Below are 15599 nucleotides of genomic sequence, written 5' to 3'. Positions count from 1 at the left end.
ACCCGGTTGATTTCAGCCACCCTGCACCACCACCCGCCGCGTCGCCATCGACTGCACGAGCCGCCCCAGCGCGAGCAGCGCCGCCGCCCAGGCCGCCTGGAAGAGGAAGACGCCCCAGGGATCGGCCTGCCCGAGCAGTACGTCGGCCGGGGCCTGCAGCAGCGAGGACCAGGGCAGGGTCCGTACGACCTCGCCGATCGCGCCCGGGAAGACGTTCAGCGGCAGCACCATCCCGGAGCAGAAGAAGCCCGTGATCCACGCCGCCTGCGCCACCCCGGTGCCGTCCAGCAGCCAGAACGCGCTCAGCCCCACCAGGAAGCGGATCCCGAAGCCGACCAGCATCGCCAGCAGGACGGCGACGAGGAAGGCGGCCCAGGTTCCCGCGTCCGAGGGCAGCGCCACCGGGAAGAACAGCGCGCCGAAGACGAAGGGGATCGCTCCCCGGCCCATGAGTTGGAACAGAGCCCTGCCCAAGTCTGCGGACAGCCACCACAGTTGCAGGTCGGCGGGGCGGTACAGGTCGATCGCGATGTCACCCGTACGAATGCGTTCCATGAGCTCGTCCTCGACGCCACCACCCCCGATCGCCAGCGTCGACAGCAGCGCCTGACCCAACCACACGTAGGTGATCGCCTGCGCCTGGTCATAGCCTCCCAGGTGCGGTTTCTCGTCCCACAGGGCGAGATAGGTGTAGACGAGGATCAGGCCGAAGACGGTGTTGGTGAACACCCCTGCCGCAGTGGCCGCCCGATACGTCGCGTACCGTCTGAAACCCCCCGCAGCGACGGCCCCGTACAACCGTCCCGCGCCCACGCCAGTCAACCTCCCCGACCGCACGACACCGAAGCGCAGGAGCCTAGTCCGGGACCGACGCGGCGTGCCACGCATTTTCTGTCCCGGACGCGTGCCGGAATCCGGGAACGGAACGCTTGGTGCGAGAGTCTTCATCCGGGGGCGCAGATGGCGTATGAGGGCGTACGGCAACGTACGAGGCGATAACAGGAGTCCGTGCACGACATGAGCGACGAGCCGCAGCCGCAGCCGCAACAGCCGAACGAAGGCGGTGCGACGACGCAGCCGACGGCGGCCGAAGAGCCCGCCGAGCAGGGGGGCAAGCCGGCCGAGGAGGCCGGTACGGTCCCGAAGGCACGGGCCGCGGAGCCCTCCGGGCCGGGCAACGTCGACACCAGCCGCCTCGCAAGGATCAAGGAGAACGCCCCGACAGCCCAGCCCCCACTGACGGACGAGACGACCCGGCTGACGCCGATCAAGGACGACCCGCCGTCCGCCAAGGCCCCCGGGGCTGCGGGCAACGCCGGCAACGCAGCGCGCGCAGCCGGCGCGGCAGGTGCTGCGGGCTCGGCAGGTGCTGCGGGCCCGGCGAGCGGCTCGGGCTCGGCAGGCGCACCGCGCGGCCCGGGCGCGGCAGGCGCGGCACACGGCGCTGGAGCGGCAGGCACAGCTGGCGCGACAAGCCCCGGCGCCGCCGACACCACCCAGCTCGCGCGGATCAAGGAAAGCGCCCCGACAGCCAAGCCGCCGCTGACGGACGAAACCACCCGGCTCACGCCGATCAAGGACACCCCGCCGACCGGCAAGGCCCCCGGTACCGCGGGCAACGCCGGCAACGCGGCGCGCGGCGCGGGCGCAGCCGGCGCGGCCGGCTCGGGCATCGTGGGCGAGGCAGGCGCAGCGCGCGCAGCCGGCGTGGCAGGCGGCGTGGCAGGCAGCGCGGCGCGCGGTGCGGCAGGCGCCGTCAACGCACGGTCCGGCGCCACCCCCGTGACCGCGGCAGGCGCACGGACCACCGCCAACCCCGCGACCGCGGCAGGCGCGGCGAATGCGCGGAGCGCCACCGCCCCCGCCGGCCCGGTGGCCCCGGTGGCCCCGGAGGCCCCCGGCAAGGGCAAGAAGCCCAAGCGGCCCAAGCGGACCGGGTGGCGGCGGATCATTCCCACCTGGCGGATGGTGCTCGGTACCTTCCTCATCGGTGTGCTGCTGATCATCGGGCTGTTCTTCCTCGGCTATTCGATGGTGAAGATCCCGCCCGCCAACGCGCTCGCCACCAAGCAGAGCAACGTCTACCTGTACGCGGACGGCTCCCAGCTGGCCCGTGACGGCGAGATCAACCGGGAGAACGTCACCCTCGCGCAGATCTCCAAGGACGCCCAGCACGCCGTACTGGCCGCCGAGGACCGCGACTTCTACACCGAGTCGGCCATCGACCCCAAGGCGATGATCCGCGCGGCCTGGAACACCGCGACCGGCAAGGGCAAGCAGTCCGGCTCGACGATCACCCAGCAGTACGTGAAGAACTACTACCTGGCCCAGGAACAGACGGTCACCCGTAAGGCCAAGGAGTTCTTCATCTCGATCAAGCTGGACCGCAACAAGTCGAAGGACGACATCCTCGAGGGCTACCTCAACACCAGCTACTTCGGCCGCAACGCCTACGGCATCCAGGCGGCGGCCCAGGCCTACTACGGCGTGGACGCCACCGACCTGGACCCGGCCCGCGCCGCCTACCTCGCCGCGCTCGTCAACGCGCCCAGCGAGTACGACGTCGTCGCGCACCCGGAGAACAAGTCCGCGGCCGTGGCCCGCTGGAACTACGTCCTGGACGGCATGGTCACCAAGGGCTGGCTCGGCAAGTCCGAGCGGGCCGGCATGAAGTTCCCGATGCCGAAGGAGCAGACCGTCTCCACCGGCCTGTCGGGCCAGCGCGGCTACATCGTGGACGCGATCAAGCACTACCTCACCGCGAACAAGATCATCGACGCGGACGCCCTGGAGGGCGGCGGCTACCGCATCACCACGACCCTGCAGAAGGACAAGCAGAACGCCTTCGTCAAGGCGGTCAACGACCAGCTGATGGACAAGCTGGACAAGAAGAACCGCAAGGTCGACAACTACGTCCGCGCGGGCGGCGCCTCCGTCGACCCGAAGACCGGCAAGGTCGTCGCGATGTACGGCGGCGTCGACTACGTGAAGCAGTACACGAACGGCGCGACCCGGGGCGACTTCCAGGTCGGCTCCACGTTCAAGCCCTTCGTGTTCACCTCGGCGGTGCAGAACGCCTCCACGACCCAGGACGGCCAGCCGATCTCGCCGAACACGTACTACGACGGCACCAACCAGCGGCCCGTCCAGGGCTGGAGCGGTGGCGCGTACGCCCCCGAGAACGAGGACTCCAAGTCGTACGGGCAGATCACGGTGCGGCAGGCCACCAACCTCTCGGTCAACTCGGTGTACGCGCAGATGGCCGTCGACGTGGGCCCCGCCAAGGTCAAGAAGACCGCGGTCGACCTCGGCATCCCGTCCGACACCAAGGACCTGAACCCCTACCCGTCCATCGCCCTGGGCACCGCCACCGCGAGCGTGCTGGACATGGCGGAGGCGTACGCCACGCTCGCCAACCACGGCAAGCACGGCACGTACACGATGATCGGGAAGATCACCAAGGACGGCAAGGACGAGGTCGAGCTGCCCGGGCAGGAGACCGGGCAGGGTGTCAGCCGTGAGGCCGCCGACACCACGACGTCGATCCTGCAGAGCGTGGTCCAGACGGGCACCGCGACCGCCGCGCAGAACGCCGGCCGCCCCGCGGCGGGCAAGACCGGCACCGCGGAGGAGGACACGGCGGCCTGGTTCGCGGGCTACACGCCCGATCTGGCCACGGTCGTCTCCGTGATGGGCCAGGACCCGGTGACGGCCGCCCACAGGTCGCTGTACGGCGTGATGGGGCTGCCGCGCATCAACGGCGGCGGGGCGCCCACCGACATCTGGGCCCAGTACACGAAGACCGCGCTGGAGGGGAAGCCCGCCACCGAGTTCGACCTCCAACTGCAGCAGGGCGCCGAGGTCCAGGCCCCGAGCTCGCAGGCGCCCACCCAGCCCGGCACCACCGGCAGCCAGGACAACGGCGGCACGACCGACGGCGGCCAGGACCAGGGGCAGACGCAGGGCCAGGACAACGGCGGCGCGACGGCGACCCCCACGGACGGCACGGCCACCGGCGGCACCACCACGACCGGCGGCGACACGACGGGAGGCACGGCCGACGGCGGGACGACCACCGGCGGCACGACCGGAGGCACGGCCGACGGCGGCACCACCACTGGCGGAACCACCGGCGGCACGGACGCGGGCACGACCGGCGGAACCCCGGGAGGCACCACGGGCGGCACCGTTGCGGGCCCGCAAGCCGCGACGAGGAGGCAGTGACCGGTCAGTGACCGGAGGTCGCCTTCAGCCCCACCACGGCGACCAGCAGCAGACACACGAAGAAGATCCGGGCGGCGGTCGCCGGCTCCCCCAGCACCACCATGCCGAGCACCGCCGCACCGGCCGCCCCGATGCCCACCCACACGCCGTAGGCGGTACCGATGGGCAGGGACCGGGCGGCGTGGGACAGCAGCAGCATGCTGGCGACGATGCCGGCGCCGGTGAGGACGCTGGGGACGGGCCGGGTGAAGCCGTCGGTGTACTTCATTCCGACCGACCAGCCGACCTCCAGCAGACCGGCGACGACGAGCAGGACCCAGGCCACGGGGGCACCTCCGGGGCGTACGTGCTGACGGACAGGGGGTGCGTCGTCTTTGCGTACATCCATCCCGGTACGGCGCGTCTCGTCGGGCTTCCTTTCGACGATAACAAGGGAACGAGAAGAGGGCTGGTGACCATGGTCACCAGCCCTCTTCGCCGTTGATTCAGAGGCTCAGGCCCGTCAGCGGCGCAGGTCCCTCAGAGATACAGACCCATGGAGTCCTCCGACCCCTCGAACCGGTCCGCCGCCACGGCATGCAGATCGCGTTCCCGCATGAGCACGTACGCGGTGCCGCGCACCTCGACCTCGGCCCGGTCCTCCGGGTCGTACAGGACGCGGTCGCCCGGCTCCACCGTCCGTACGTTCTGCCCGACCGCTACCACCTCGGCCCAGGCCAGCCGCCGCCCGACCGCCGCCGTGGCGGGGATCAGGATGCCGCCGCCCGACCGCCGCTCGCCCTCACTGGTGTCCTGCCGCACGAGCACGCGGTCGTGCAGCATGCGGATGGGCAGCTTGTCGTGGTGGGTGCTGGGGACATTTCTGTTGGCGCTCACGCCTTCGAACCTACCTGCCTTTTACGCCTGCGTGCGCGACCGGGTCAGCTCTTGCGGCGCCGGGTGCCGAACGCGAGCAGCCCCACGACCCCGACGGCAAGGAGCGCGACCGGCACGATGCGCTCGACCCGGGGCGCGCCCTCCTCGTCCACGAACTGCGCCCGCACCTCGCTCACCACGCGGTTGACCTGGACGTAGGCGCGGCCGAGGGTGTGGTCGACGTTCGCGACGACCTTCGCCTTGGCGTCGCCCACGATCGTCTTCGGGTGCACCCGCACCCCGATCTCGTCCAGCGTCTCCGCCAGCACCTCGCGACGGCGCTTGATGTCCGCCTCGATCTGCGCCGGGGTTCTGGTGTCCGACGTCTCCGCCACCGTACGGCCTCCGAAGTCTTCGATGCTGTTCTGGACAGTCTGTCAGCTTCACACGCCGCCGCACTGTCAGGACCCCCCGTTACTCTGGTCCGATGAGCGAGCGACTCCAGCCCGGGGACGTGGCCCCCGACTTCACCCTGCCCGACGCCGACGGCAACGAGGTGTCCCTGGCCGACCACAAGGGCCGCAAGGTCATCGTGTACTTCTACCCCGCGGCCCTCACTCCCGGCTGCACCAAGCAGGCCTGCGACTTCACGGACAACCTCGAGGTCCTGGCGGGCGCGGGCTACGACGTGATCGGCATCTCCCCCGACAAGCCGGAGAAGCTGGCCAAGTTCCGCGAGAAGGAGTCCCTGAAGGTGACCCTCCTCGCCGACCCCGACAAGCAGGTCCTGGAGTCCTACGGCGCCTTCGGCGAGAAGAAGCTGTACGGCAAGACGGTCGTCGGAGTCATCCGCTCCACGGTCGTCGTCGACGAGGAGGGCAAGGTCGAACACGCCCTGTACAACGTGAAGGCGACGGGCCACGTGGCGAAGATCATCAAGGATCTGGGCATCTGACCGCGCTGCCCGGCCGCTAGCATGGCCGGGCAGCACCGGGCGGCCGTGGTGGAATTGGCAGTCACGCTGGGTTTAGGTCCCAGTGGGGTAACTCCCGTGAGGGTTCGAGTCCCTCCGGCCGCACCAGCTCCTTACCGACCGAGCAACTCCCTTACGACGGGCACCAGGGCGCGGAACGCCTTGCCCCGGTGGCTGATCGCGTTCTTCTCCTCGGGGCTCAGCTCGGCGCACGTCCGCGACTCCCCCTCCGGCTGGAGGATCGGGTCGTATCCGAAGCCATTGGTGCCGCTCGGAGTGTGCCGCAGGGTCCCGGTCAACCGGCCCTCGACCACCCGCTCCGTCCCGTCCGGCAGTGCGAGAGCCGCGGCGCAGGCGAAGTGGGCGCCCCGGTGTTCGTCGGCGATGTCCGAGAGCTGGGCCAGCAGGAGGTCCAGATTGGCCTTGTCGTCGCCGTGGTTGCCGGCCCAGCGGGCGGAGAAGATGCCGGGGGCGCCGCCCAGGACGTCCACGCAGAGGCCGGAGTCGTCGGCCACCGCCGGCAGACCGGTGGCCCGGGCCAGGGCGTGGGCCTTGAGGAGGGCGTTCTCGGCGAACGTCACTCCCGTTTCCGGGACATCGGGGATGTCGGGGAACGCGTCGGCTCCGACCAGCTCGTGCGGCAGGCCTGCTGCGGCGAGGATCGAGCGGAGCTCGGTGATCTTTCCGGCGTTGCGGGTGGCGAGGATCAGGCGGGTCATGGGGTTCAGTATCCCTGGCCCCACGACCTGCCCTGCGGGGTGCAGACCTCTGGTGCCACGGCGTGCGGGTGTGTGGTGCTACGGGGTGCAGACCTTGGTCAGTTCGCCCGCCGCGTCCGTGACCGGGCCGATGTCCGGGGTCTCGTCGCCGTTCTTGATCGCCTGACGTACGTTGTCGACCGCCTTGCGGAGGTCGTCGACCGCCTTGTTGACATCGGCGTTGTCCGTCTTGTCGCCGATCTTGTCGAGGTTCTTCTGGATCGAGTTGAGGGACTCGTCGGCCTGCGCCGGATCGTTGGCCGCGTTCTCCACCGCCTGCTGGAGGTCGGTCACGCTGTCCGCGATGGAGTCGGCGGTCTGGACGCAGTCCAGGGCCTTGTTGACGGCGTCGCAGCCGGTGGTGAGGCCCGCGGTGAGCGCTACGGCGGCCACGGTGGCGGCGATGGCGGTGATACGGCCTCGACGTCGGTGTCGGCTCGCGCCCATGGTGTTGGTCCCTCTCCCTCGTCGGCCGAGCGCACGGCGGTGTGCCGTGCGCCCGTACCCATAGGGACGCCGGGGAGGCCGACCGGGTTGCCGTCCGCCGCCTCGTCTTTTGAGGCTCCCTTTACTTCTTCTCCAGGGGCTGCTTCTACTTCTTCCCCAGGGTCTGCTTCGTCTCCAGGGTCGCTTCCAGTGCCGCGCGCTGGAGGAGGGAGAGCTCCGTGCAGCCGGTCACGGCCAGGTCGAGCAGGGCGTCGAGCTCCTCGCGGGCGAAGGGCTCGGCCTCGGCGGTGCCCTGGACCTCGACGAAGCGTCCGTCGCCGGTGCAGACGACGTTCATGTCGGTCTCGGCCTTCACGTCCTCGTCGTAGCAGAGGTCGAGGAGGGGGACCCCGCCGACGATGCCGACCGAGACCGCGGAGACCGTGCCGGTCAGCGGCTGGCGGCCGGCCTTGATCAGCTTCTTGCCCTGGGCCCAGGTGACCGCGTCGGCCAGTGCCACATAGGCGCCGGTGATGGCCGCCGTACGCGTGCCGCCGTCGGCCTGGAGGACGTCGCAGTCCAGGACGATGGTGTTCTCGCCGAGCGCCTTGTAGTCGATGACCGCCCGCAGGGAGCGGCCGATGAGGCGGGAGATCTCATGCGTACGGCCGCCGATCCGGCCCTTGACGGACTCGCGGTCGCCGCGGGTGTTGGTGGCGCGGGGCAGCATGGCGTACTCCGCGGTGACCCAGCCCTCGCCGCTGCCCTTGCGCCAGCGGGGGACGCCTTCGGTGACCGAGGCTGTGCAGAAGACCTTGGTGTCGCCGAAGGAGACGAGGACGGAGCCCTCGGCGTGCTTGCTCCAGCCACGTTCGATGGTGACCGGGCGGAGCTGATCGGGGGTGCGGCCGTCGATTCGAGACATGGCGACGAGCCTAGCCGCACAGGAGGAAGGGGCCCCTCCCCCCATCGGAAAGAGCCCCTTCGAGGTGAGCGGCGCGGCTCACATCATGTCTTCGATCTCCGCGGCGATCGGGTCGGCGTCGGTGCCGATGACGACCTGGATGGCCGTGCCCATCTTGACGACGCCGTGGGCGCCGGCGGCCTTCAGGGCGGCGTCGTCGACCAGCGAGGGGTCGGAGACCTCGGTCCGCAGGCGGGTGATGCAGCCCTCGATCTCCTCGATGTTGTCGATGCCGCCGAGCCCGGCGACGATCTTCTCAGCCTTGGTGGCCATGATCCTTCTCCCTGATCCGAACCGCTTTGTCGCAGTAACCCACAGTTGGCCCATCTTTGCGAGCGGTCATGTCGTACGTCCCGAATGATGGCGTTCACGACAGCGGAACCGTCCGCCAACTGGTCTACACCACCCCGGGGACGGTCGCCAAACCCGCCTCTTCGCCGAGCGGCCCGGAGGACGCGCATGAGCGCCGACAGCAGCGCCGAAGGCACGGTCAGCCCCGGCCGCGCCCGCTGGAACACCCTGTTCCAGGGCCTGCAGAAGATGGGCCGCAGTCTCCAGCTCCCCATCGCGGTGCTGCCGGCCGCCGGCATCCTCAACCGGCTCGGCCAGCCCGATGTGTTCGGCAAGGACGGCCTGGGCTGGACCGCCGTCTCGAAGGTGATGATGGGCGCGGGCGGCGCACTGCTCGACGGCTCGCTCGGTCTTCCGCTGCTGTTCTGCGTCGGTGTCGCCATCGGGATGGCGAAGAAGGCGGACGGCTCGACCGCGTTGGCGGCGGTGGCGGGCTTTCTCGTCTACTACGGGGTGCTGCACCAGTTCCCCGAGCCCTGCCCGGAGGGCTCGAAACCGGTCTCCATCGGCTGCCAGGTGTCCGACGGGACGGTGTCGACCTTCACCTTCCAGAACCCGGGGGTCTTCGGCGGCATCGTCCTGGGTCTGATGGCAGCGTTCTTCTGGGCCCGCTACCACCGCACCCGGCTGGTGGACTGGCTGGGCTTCTTCAACGGGCGCCGGCTGGTGCCGATCATCATGGCGTTCGCCGCCATCGTGTTCGCGGCGCTGTGCCTGTGGGTCTGGCCGCCGATCGGCGGCGCGCTGGAGAGCTTCAGCAACTGGCTGAGCGACTTGGGCGCGTGGGGTGCGGGGGTCTTCGGTGTGGCGAACCGAGCGCTGCTGGTCGTGGGCCTGCACCAGTTCCTCAACGTGCCCATCTGGTTCCAGTTCGGCAGCTACACCAAGCCCGACGGGACGGTCGTGCACGGCGACATCAACATGTTCCTGGCGGGAGACCCGAACGCGGGTCAGTTCACCTCGGGCTTCTTCCCCATCATGATGTTCGCGCTGCCGGCCGCCGCGCTGGCGATCACCCACTGCGCCAAGCCGCATCGGCGCAAGGAGATCGGCGGGCTGATGCTCTCGGTGGCGCTGACCTCGTTCGTCACCGGGATCACCGAGCCCCTCGAGTACTCGTTCCTCTTCGTGGCCCCCCTTCTGTATGTGGTGCACGCGCTGCTCACCGGTGCCTCGATGGCGGTGACCTGGGGGCTCGGGGTGCACGACGGCTTCAGCTTCTCCGCGGGCCTCATCGACTACGTCATCAACTGGAACCTGGCCACCAAGCCGTGGGCGATCATCCCGATCGGCCTGTGCTTCGCCGCGGTGTACTACGTCGTCTTCCGCTTCGCCATCACGACGTTCGACCTGAAGACACCGGGACGGGAGCCGGAGGAGCAGGTGGAGGACACCACCAAGGCGTAACCGAACGCACTTCCTCCATCACGGGAATCGCGGGTTCCTTATCTCACCTTCATCGTGCTACAACAGGTCTACACCACTGAGTGGTGTAGACCACCACCCGATGGAGGAACCATGAGCACCGCCACCGCGTCCTCGGCGGCTCCCGCAAAGAAGCGGGGATCAGGTCTGTTCCAGGGCCTGCAGAAGGTCGGCCGCAGTCTGCAGCTTCCGATCGCCGTGCTTCCGGCGGCGGGCATTCTGCTTCGGCTGGGCCAGCCCGATGTGTTCGGCAAGGACGGCCTCGGCTGGAACAAGGTCGCGGCGGTGTTCGCCACCGCCGGCGACGCCGTCTTCAGCAACCTGCCCCTGCTGTTCTGCGTGGGCATCGCCATCGGCTTCGCGAAGAAGGCCGACGGCTCCACGGCGCTGGCGGCGCTGGTCGGCTTCCTGGTCTACAAGAACGTGCTGACCGCGTTCCCGATCACCGAAGCGAAGATCACCAAGGGCGCGGACGTCGCCGCCACGTACAACGACCCCAAGGTGCTCGGCGGCATCGTGATGGGCCTGATAGCCGCGGTCACCTGGCAGCGCTTCCACCGCACCAAGCTCCCCGACTGGCTGGGCTTCTTCAACGGCCGCCGACTGGTCCCGATCCTGATGGCCTTCATCGGCACCGGCGTCGGTGTGGTCTTCGGTCTGGTCTGGGAGCCCATCGGCAACGTCATCACCGACTTCGGCCAGTGGATGACCGGCCTCGGCGCCGTCGGCGCGGGCATCTTCGGCGCCATCAACCGTGCGCTGCTGCCGGTCGGCATGCACCAGTTCGTCAACACGGTTGCCTGGCAGGAGATCGGCTCCTTCAAGGACTCCTCCGGCACCGTCTGGCACGGTGACCTCCCGCGCTTCTTCCACGGCGACCCGACCGCAGGCCAGTTCATGACGGGCTTCTTCCCGATCATGATGTTCGCCCTGCCGGCCGCCGCGCTGGCGATCACCCACTGCGCCCGCCCCGAGCGCCGCAAGGCCGTCGGCGGCATGATGCTCTCGCTCGCGCTGACCTCGTTCGTCACCGGCATCACCGAGCCGATCGAGTTCGCGTTCATGTTCATCGCCCCGGTGCTCTACGTCATCCACGCGCTGCTCACCGCCCTCTCGATGGCGGTCACCTGGTCCCTGGGCGTGCATCACGGCTTCAGCTTCTCGGCCGGCGCGATCGACTACTTCCTCAACTGGGGCATGGCCACCAAGCCGTGGATGATCATCCCGATCGGCCTGGTCTTCGCCGCCCTCTACTACTCGGTCTTCCGCTTCGCCATCACCAAGTGGAACCTCCCCACCCCGGGCCGCGAGCCCGAGGAGGAGCTCGAGGACCTCACGAAGGCGTGAGTCCCCGTACGACATGACGAAGGCCCCGGAACCGAGCAGGTTCCGGGGCCTTCGTGTGTGTATGGGGGGTTCAGATCTGGTACGTCACCCTGGGCACCGCCAGTTCCACCGGGCCGTCGAAGACCTCGCGGGCGTCGGCGAGGTTGACCATCGGGTCGGTCCACGGGGGGATGTGGGTGAGGACCAGGCGGCGGGCGCCTGCCCGGGTCGCCGTCTCGCCCGCCTCGCGGCCGTTGAGGTGCAGGTCGGGGATCTTCTCCTTGCCGTGCGTGAACGCGGCCTCGCACAGGAACAGGTCGGTGTCCCGGGCCAGCGCGTCGAGCGCCTCGGTGACACCCGTGTCGCCGGAGTACGTCAGCGACGTCCCACCGTGCTCGATCCGGATGGCGTACGCCTCCACGGGATGGCGGACCCGCTCGGTGTGCACCGTGAACGGGCCGATGTCGAACGTCGACGGCTTGACCGTGTGGAAGTCGAAGACCTCGCTCATCGACGACGCGGTGGGGGTGTCGGCGTAGGCGGTGGTCAGCCGGTGCTCCGTGCCCTCGGGTCCGTAGACGGGGATCGGGTCGCAGCGGCCGCCCTCGTGGCGGTAGTAGCGGGCCACGAAGTACGCGAGCATGTCGATGCAGTGATCGGCGTGCAGATGGCTCAGGAAGATCGCGTCGAGGTCGTAAAGACCGCAGTGGCGCTGCAGCTCGCCCAGGGCGCCGTTGCCCATGTCGAGGAGCAGCCGGAAGCCGTCGGCCTCGACGAGGTAGCTCGAACAGGCCGATTCCGCGGACGGGAACGACCCCGAGCAGCCGACGACGGTGAGCTTCATGAAGCAGAAACCTCCGTTGGCGGGAAAAGAGTCGGGAAAGGGGCAGACGGGGGTCGTGCGGTTCGTTGAGCGTAAGGCGCAAAAGGGCCGGTCGCTCCTCCGCCAGGGGCCGTTGTGGGCGAACTCACCTGTGCTGTCACCGGTTCGGCTGGACCCGGGGCGCAATGGGCTTGGAAGAGGGCGCGCAATGGGGATCGCACGCCGGTAACGTCGTTCGTATGGACACGTCGTGGTGGCTTGCGCTGGTGGCGGTGGTGCTGCTCGCGCTGGTCGCCACGCTCGTCGACGGCTGGGGACGGGGACACCGTCCGGAGGGACGCAGGAAGCGGCCGCCGGGCCGTCCGGAAGGGCCCCGGGGCCGTGCGGAGCGGCCGCGGCCCGGGGACATCTGGTGGGCGAACGTGCCGTTCGAGAACGGTCCGGGCACCAAGGACCGGCCATGTCTGGTTCTCGCCGTGCGCGGCAAGCGGGCGACGGTCGCGAAGATCACCAGCAAGTACCACGACGAGCGCTCCGGGGTCATCCCGCTGCCGCCCGGCTCCGTCGGCGACGCCCACGGCCGCCCGAGCTTCCTGGAGACCGACGAACTGCGCCAGGTCTCGGTGTGGGACTTCCGCCGCCGGGTGGGCGTGGTCGACCCGGTCCTGTGGGACCAGGTACGGCATCTGGCGGGCTGAGGCCGGTCTCAGCGCACCTGGACGGTGACCGTCCACTCCTCGATGCCCTTGCAGGACACCCGACCCGGGCTCGGGCTCTCGGCGCAGAGCGGGCGGGACGAGGAGAGCTTCGCGGTTCCGGGGGCCACCGCGTCGTAGGCGGCGACGGCGTCGCCCGGCAGGATGACGATGCCCGGGTTCGCGGCCCTCAGCGTGTCGCCGGTCACGGTGACCGGCTTCCAGGGCCGCTCCTCGGTTCCGTCCAGGGTGAGCCGGACCTGGCCGCCCTTCGGCATACAGATGGTGCGGCCGTTGTCGGCGGCGGTGAGCTGGAAGTGGCGCGCGCAGTCCGCGGCGGTCGCGGTCGGGGACGGTGACCCGCTGGGGGACGGCGAGCCGCTCGGGGACGCCGTCGTGGTCGGGGACGGTGAGACCGTGCCGCCGTTGCCCGCGGCCGTCCCCCCGCCCTGCGAGCCGCAGCCCATGAGGAGGAGCGTCGCTGCCGCGACGGTGGTGACCGTCGTGTGGTGGAGCGTCGTACGGCGCATGGGGGGACCGCCTTTCCGCCGGGACCGGACCTGATGCAGATGTGACGTTCCACCTGCGCCCGCGGATCCCGGAAGGACCCCGGCCGACTCGCACGGCCGGGGTCCCCCGCTCAGCGGAACGTGATCAGCTGGTCGTCACGGCGGTGTCGTCCACGACGAAGCTGGTCTGCAGCGAGGAGTCCTCGACCCCGCTGAACTTGATCGTGACCGTCGAGCCCGCGAACGAGGACAGGTCGAAGGTCTTCTGGGAGTAGCCGGAGGCGGCGTTGAGGTTCGAGTACGTCGCCAGCGTCGTCGAACCAGCGGTCACCGTCAGCTTGTCGTACTGGGTACTGCTGGTGGTCTCCGCGGTGTCGACGTGCAGATAGAAGGTGAAGGACGCCTTGCAGCCGGACGGGACCGTCACCGACTGGGAGAGCGTGTCGGTGTGCGAGGAGCCGTAGCCGTCGAGCCAGGCCTTGTACGAGCCGCCGTGGGCCGCCTCACCGGTGTCGTTGGTGATGACACCACTGCTCGCGGTCCAGGTGGTGTTGCCCGATTCGAAGCCCGGGTTGCCGAGCAGCTGCGCGGACGAGCAGGTGCCGCCGGAGGAGCCGACGGTCCAGGTGAAGGACGCCGAGCCGGAGGCGCCGGTGGAGTCGGACGCGGTGACGGTCACGCTGTACGTCCCCGCGGTGGACGCCGTACCGGAGATCAGGCCGGTCGAGCTGTTGATGGACAGGCCGGTGGGCAGACCGGACGCGCTGTAGGTGAGGCTTGCGCCCGCGCTGTCGCTCGCCGATATCTGCAGGCTGACCGAGCCGCCGGTGGTGGTCGACTGGCTGCCGGGGTTGGTGACGGTCACCGTGTTGCCGCTGCTGGAGCCGGAGGTGAAGGCGGCGGTGCCGTTCGGGGTGCCCCAGCCGGTCGGGCCGTCGTAGCCGGTGCCGGCGGTGCAGAAGTACGAGGTGGAGCAGGAGCCGTTGTTGCCGCTGGTCACGTCGTACAGGTTGGAGGTGTGGGAGTAGGGGTACTTCGCCGGGTAGTCGCTGGAGCCCGGGGTGCCCGCGAGGGCGTAGACGCCGGCGACGATCGGGGCGGAGGCGCTGGTGCCGCCGTAGACCGCCCAGCCGGAGCCGCCGTAGGTGTCGTAGACCGCCACGCCGGTGGCCGGGTCGGCGACCGCGGAGACGTCGGCCTCCATGCGCTTGGAGCAGCCGCTGTCGGTCTGCCAGCTGGGCTTCGGGTCGTAGGCGGAGCAGCCGGAGCCGGTGCCCTCGGTGGAGCTGGTCTTCCAGACGGACTCGGTCCAGCCGCGCGAGTTCGACGACGTGGACAGCGCGGTGCCGCCGACGGCGGTCACGTACTGGGAGGTCGCCGGGTACTCGGCGCCGTAGGCGGAGTCGCCCGAGGAGACGGTGATCGCGACGCCCGGGTGCTTGAAGTACTGGGTGTCCTCGCTGGTCTGGGAGGAGGACTCGGAGCCGCCCCAGCTGTTGGAGACGAACTTGGCGCCGAGCGCGACGGCCTCGTTCTCGGCGGTGCCGAGGTCGGTGTCGTTCGCGGAGTTGGCCTCGACCAGGATGATGTTGCAGTTGGGGCAGACCGCGCTGACCATGTCGATGTCGAGCGCCTCTTCACCGGCCCAGCCGGTGTCGTTCGTGGGCAGCGAGGTGGTCGAACCGGTCTGGCTGACCTGCTTGAAGCAGCCGTTGGCCTTGGTGCAGGCGGACAGGCCGTACGTCGAGCGGTAAGTGGCCAGGTCCGACTCGGCGTTGGGGTCGTTGTAGGCGTCGACGACGGCGACGGTCAGGCCGGAACCGCCGGTCGAGGGCAGGTTGTAGGCGCTGTGCAGGTTGGCCGGGCCGAGGCCGGAGGGGGCGGCGGCGAGGGCCGCGGCCAGACGCTGCTTGATGTCGGTGCGGCGCTGGGCGAAGCAGGACGCGTGGCCCGGCTTCGCGGTGGCGCACAGGTGCTTGGTCGGCACCTTCTGACCGGCCTTGCCGGTGGTGTGGAAGGTCTGCCGGTGGGGGTCGGTCAGGGCCTTCGCGTTCTGGGTGGCCCGAGTGGTGTGGGTGGGGGGCTGTGCCCCGGCCGTCGGTGCCGCGACGAGTCCGGCGACGGTGAGGGCCAGGGCGGGAACGGCAACGGCCAGGAGTCTTCGCAGACTTCGGCGGCGCCTGCTCGGGCGTGAATCACGCATGGGGTACTGCCTCCATCGGTGGGGTCGAACTGGATGGGCAGGCCCGTGACGCGCGTAGCGGCGGGAA

16 protein-coding genes and 1 tRNA gene are annotated in these 15599 nt (G+C 69.8%); 6 read left to right on the top strand and 11 right to left on the bottom strand.

Annotation, left to right across the window (positions count from 1 at the left end; genetic code table 11):
• Positions 1–12: 12 nt before the first annotated feature.
• Positions 13–813: an ABC transporter permease gene (locus ACZ4EG_RS00700; RefSeq protein WP_467789034.1), complete on the bottom strand. Its 801-nt coding sequence runs from the start codon at positions 811–813 to the stop codon at positions 13–15.
• Between the two features lie 1152 nt (positions 814–1965).
• Here ACZ4EG_RS00700 and ACZ4EG_RS00695 point away from each other — a divergent pair.
• A complete protein-coding gene (locus tag ACZ4EG_RS00695) occupies positions 1966–4224 on the top strand; it encodes a transglycosylase domain-containing protein (RefSeq protein ID WP_467789453.1) in 2259 nt (752 codons plus the stop codon).
• A gap of 4 nt (positions 4225–4228) precedes the next feature.
• Here the strand turns inward: ACZ4EG_RS00695 and ACZ4EG_RS00690 are convergent, their stop codons facing one another.
• The 3 genes from ACZ4EG_RS00690 to ACZ4EG_RS00680 form a co-directional block, all read right to left on the bottom strand.
• Positions 4229–4549, bottom strand: a complete 321-nt coding sequence (locus ACZ4EG_RS00690; protein WP_453557268.1) for a DMT family transporter — start codon at positions 4547–4549, stop codon at positions 4229–4231.
• Between the two features lie 194 nt (positions 4550–4743).
• On the bottom strand, positions 4744–5046 hold the full coding sequence (locus ACZ4EG_RS00685) for a GroES family chaperonin (protein WP_467789452.1): 303 nt from the start codon (positions 5044–5046) through the stop codon (positions 4744–4746).
• A gap of 98 nt (positions 5047–5144) precedes the next feature.
• Complete coding sequence (locus tag ACZ4EG_RS00680; RefSeq protein ID WP_263209192.1) at positions 5145–5474, bottom strand: DUF3618 domain-containing protein; 330 nt, start codon at positions 5472–5474, stop codon at positions 5145–5147.
• A 92-nt stretch (positions 5475–5566) separates the two neighbouring features.
• On the opposite strand from ACZ4EG_RS00680, the gene bcp reads away from it, so the two are divergent.
• Entirely contained in the window at positions 5567–6034 is a 468-nt protein-coding gene (gene bcp / locus ACZ4EG_RS00675; protein ID WP_467789033.1) for a thioredoxin-dependent thiol peroxidase, read from the top strand.
• 39 nt (positions 6035–6073) lie between these two features.
• Positions 6074–6160: transfer RNA gene (locus ACZ4EG_RS00670), tRNA-Leu, on the top strand.
• Between the two features lie 5 nt (positions 6161–6165).
• Here the strand turns inward: ACZ4EG_RS00670 and rdgB are convergent.
• The 4 genes from rdgB to ACZ4EG_RS00650 form a co-directional block, all read right to left on the bottom strand.
• Positions 6166–6771, bottom strand: coding sequence for an RdgB/HAM1 family non-canonical purine NTP pyrophosphatase (gene rdgB, locus ACZ4EG_RS00665; protein ID WP_390706837.1), 606 nt, complete (start codon positions 6769–6771; stop codon positions 6166–6168).
• A gap of 78 nt (positions 6772–6849) precedes the next feature.
• The gene (locus ACZ4EG_RS00660) at positions 6850–7257 is read right to left on the bottom strand and encodes a hypothetical protein (protein ID WP_467789032.1); all 408 of its coding nucleotides are present in this window, start codon (positions 7255–7257) and stop codon (positions 6850–6852) included.
• Between the two features lie 145 nt (positions 7258–7402).
• Positions 7403–8161 carry a ribonuclease PH gene (gene rph / locus ACZ4EG_RS00655; RefSeq protein ID WP_453557262.1) on the bottom strand — a complete coding sequence of 253 codons (759 nt, stop codon included), beginning with the start codon at positions 8159–8161 and terminating at the stop codon, positions 7403–7405.
• A 78-nt stretch (positions 8162–8239) separates the two neighbouring features.
• Positions 8240–8473 (bottom strand): PTS sugar transporter subunit IIB, encoded by a 234-nt coding sequence (locus tag ACZ4EG_RS00650; RefSeq protein ID WP_067243776.1) that lies wholly within the window; start codon positions 8471–8473, stop codon positions 8240–8242.
• A 186-nt stretch (positions 8474–8659) separates the two neighbouring features.
• Here ACZ4EG_RS00650 and ACZ4EG_RS00645 point away from each other — a divergent pair, with 186 nt between their 5' ends.
• Together ACZ4EG_RS00645 and ACZ4EG_RS00640 are read left to right on the top strand one after the other, a co-directional pair.
• Positions 8660–9958, top strand: a complete 1299-nt coding sequence (locus ACZ4EG_RS00645; RefSeq protein WP_453557259.1) for a PTS transporter subunit EIIC — start codon at positions 8660–8662, stop codon at positions 9956–9958.
• 111 nt (positions 9959–10069) lie between these two features.
• Complete coding sequence (locus tag ACZ4EG_RS00640) at positions 10070–11323, top strand: PTS transporter subunit EIIC (RefSeq protein WP_453557257.1); 1254 nt, start codon at positions 10070–10072, stop codon at positions 11321–11323.
• 70 nt (positions 11324–11393) lie between these two features.
• Here the strand turns inward: ACZ4EG_RS00640 and ACZ4EG_RS00635 are convergent, their stop codons facing one another.
• Positions 11394–12146, bottom strand: a complete 753-nt coding sequence (locus ACZ4EG_RS00635; RefSeq protein ID WP_467789031.1) for an MBL fold metallo-hydrolase — start codon at positions 12144–12146, stop codon at positions 11394–11396.
• 218 nt (positions 12147–12364) lie between these two features.
• Between ACZ4EG_RS00635 and ACZ4EG_RS00630 the strand changes: the two genes are divergently transcribed.
• Positions 12365–12823, top strand: a complete 459-nt coding sequence (locus ACZ4EG_RS00630) for a type II toxin-antitoxin system PemK/MazF family toxin (RefSeq protein WP_467789030.1) — start codon at positions 12365–12367, stop codon at positions 12821–12823.
• A gap of 8 nt (positions 12824–12831) precedes the next feature.
• Here ACZ4EG_RS00630 and ACZ4EG_RS00625 read toward each other — a convergent pair whose 3' ends face one another.
• The gene (locus ACZ4EG_RS00625) at positions 12832–13350 is read right to left on the bottom strand and encodes a hypothetical protein (RefSeq protein WP_467789029.1); all 519 of its coding nucleotides are present in this window, start codon (positions 13348–13350) and stop codon (positions 12832–12834) included.
• Positions 13351–13474: 124 nt separating this feature from the next.
• On the bottom strand, positions 13475–15532 hold the full coding sequence (locus ACZ4EG_RS00620) for a putative Ig domain-containing protein (protein WP_467789028.1): 2058 nt from the start codon (positions 15530–15532) through the stop codon (positions 13475–13477).
• Positions 15533–15599: the final 67 nt, after the last annotated feature.

The organism is Streptomyces sp. NPDC025638, from assembly GCF_055558775.1.
This window is presented reverse-complemented; position numbering and strand designations above follow the sequence as displayed.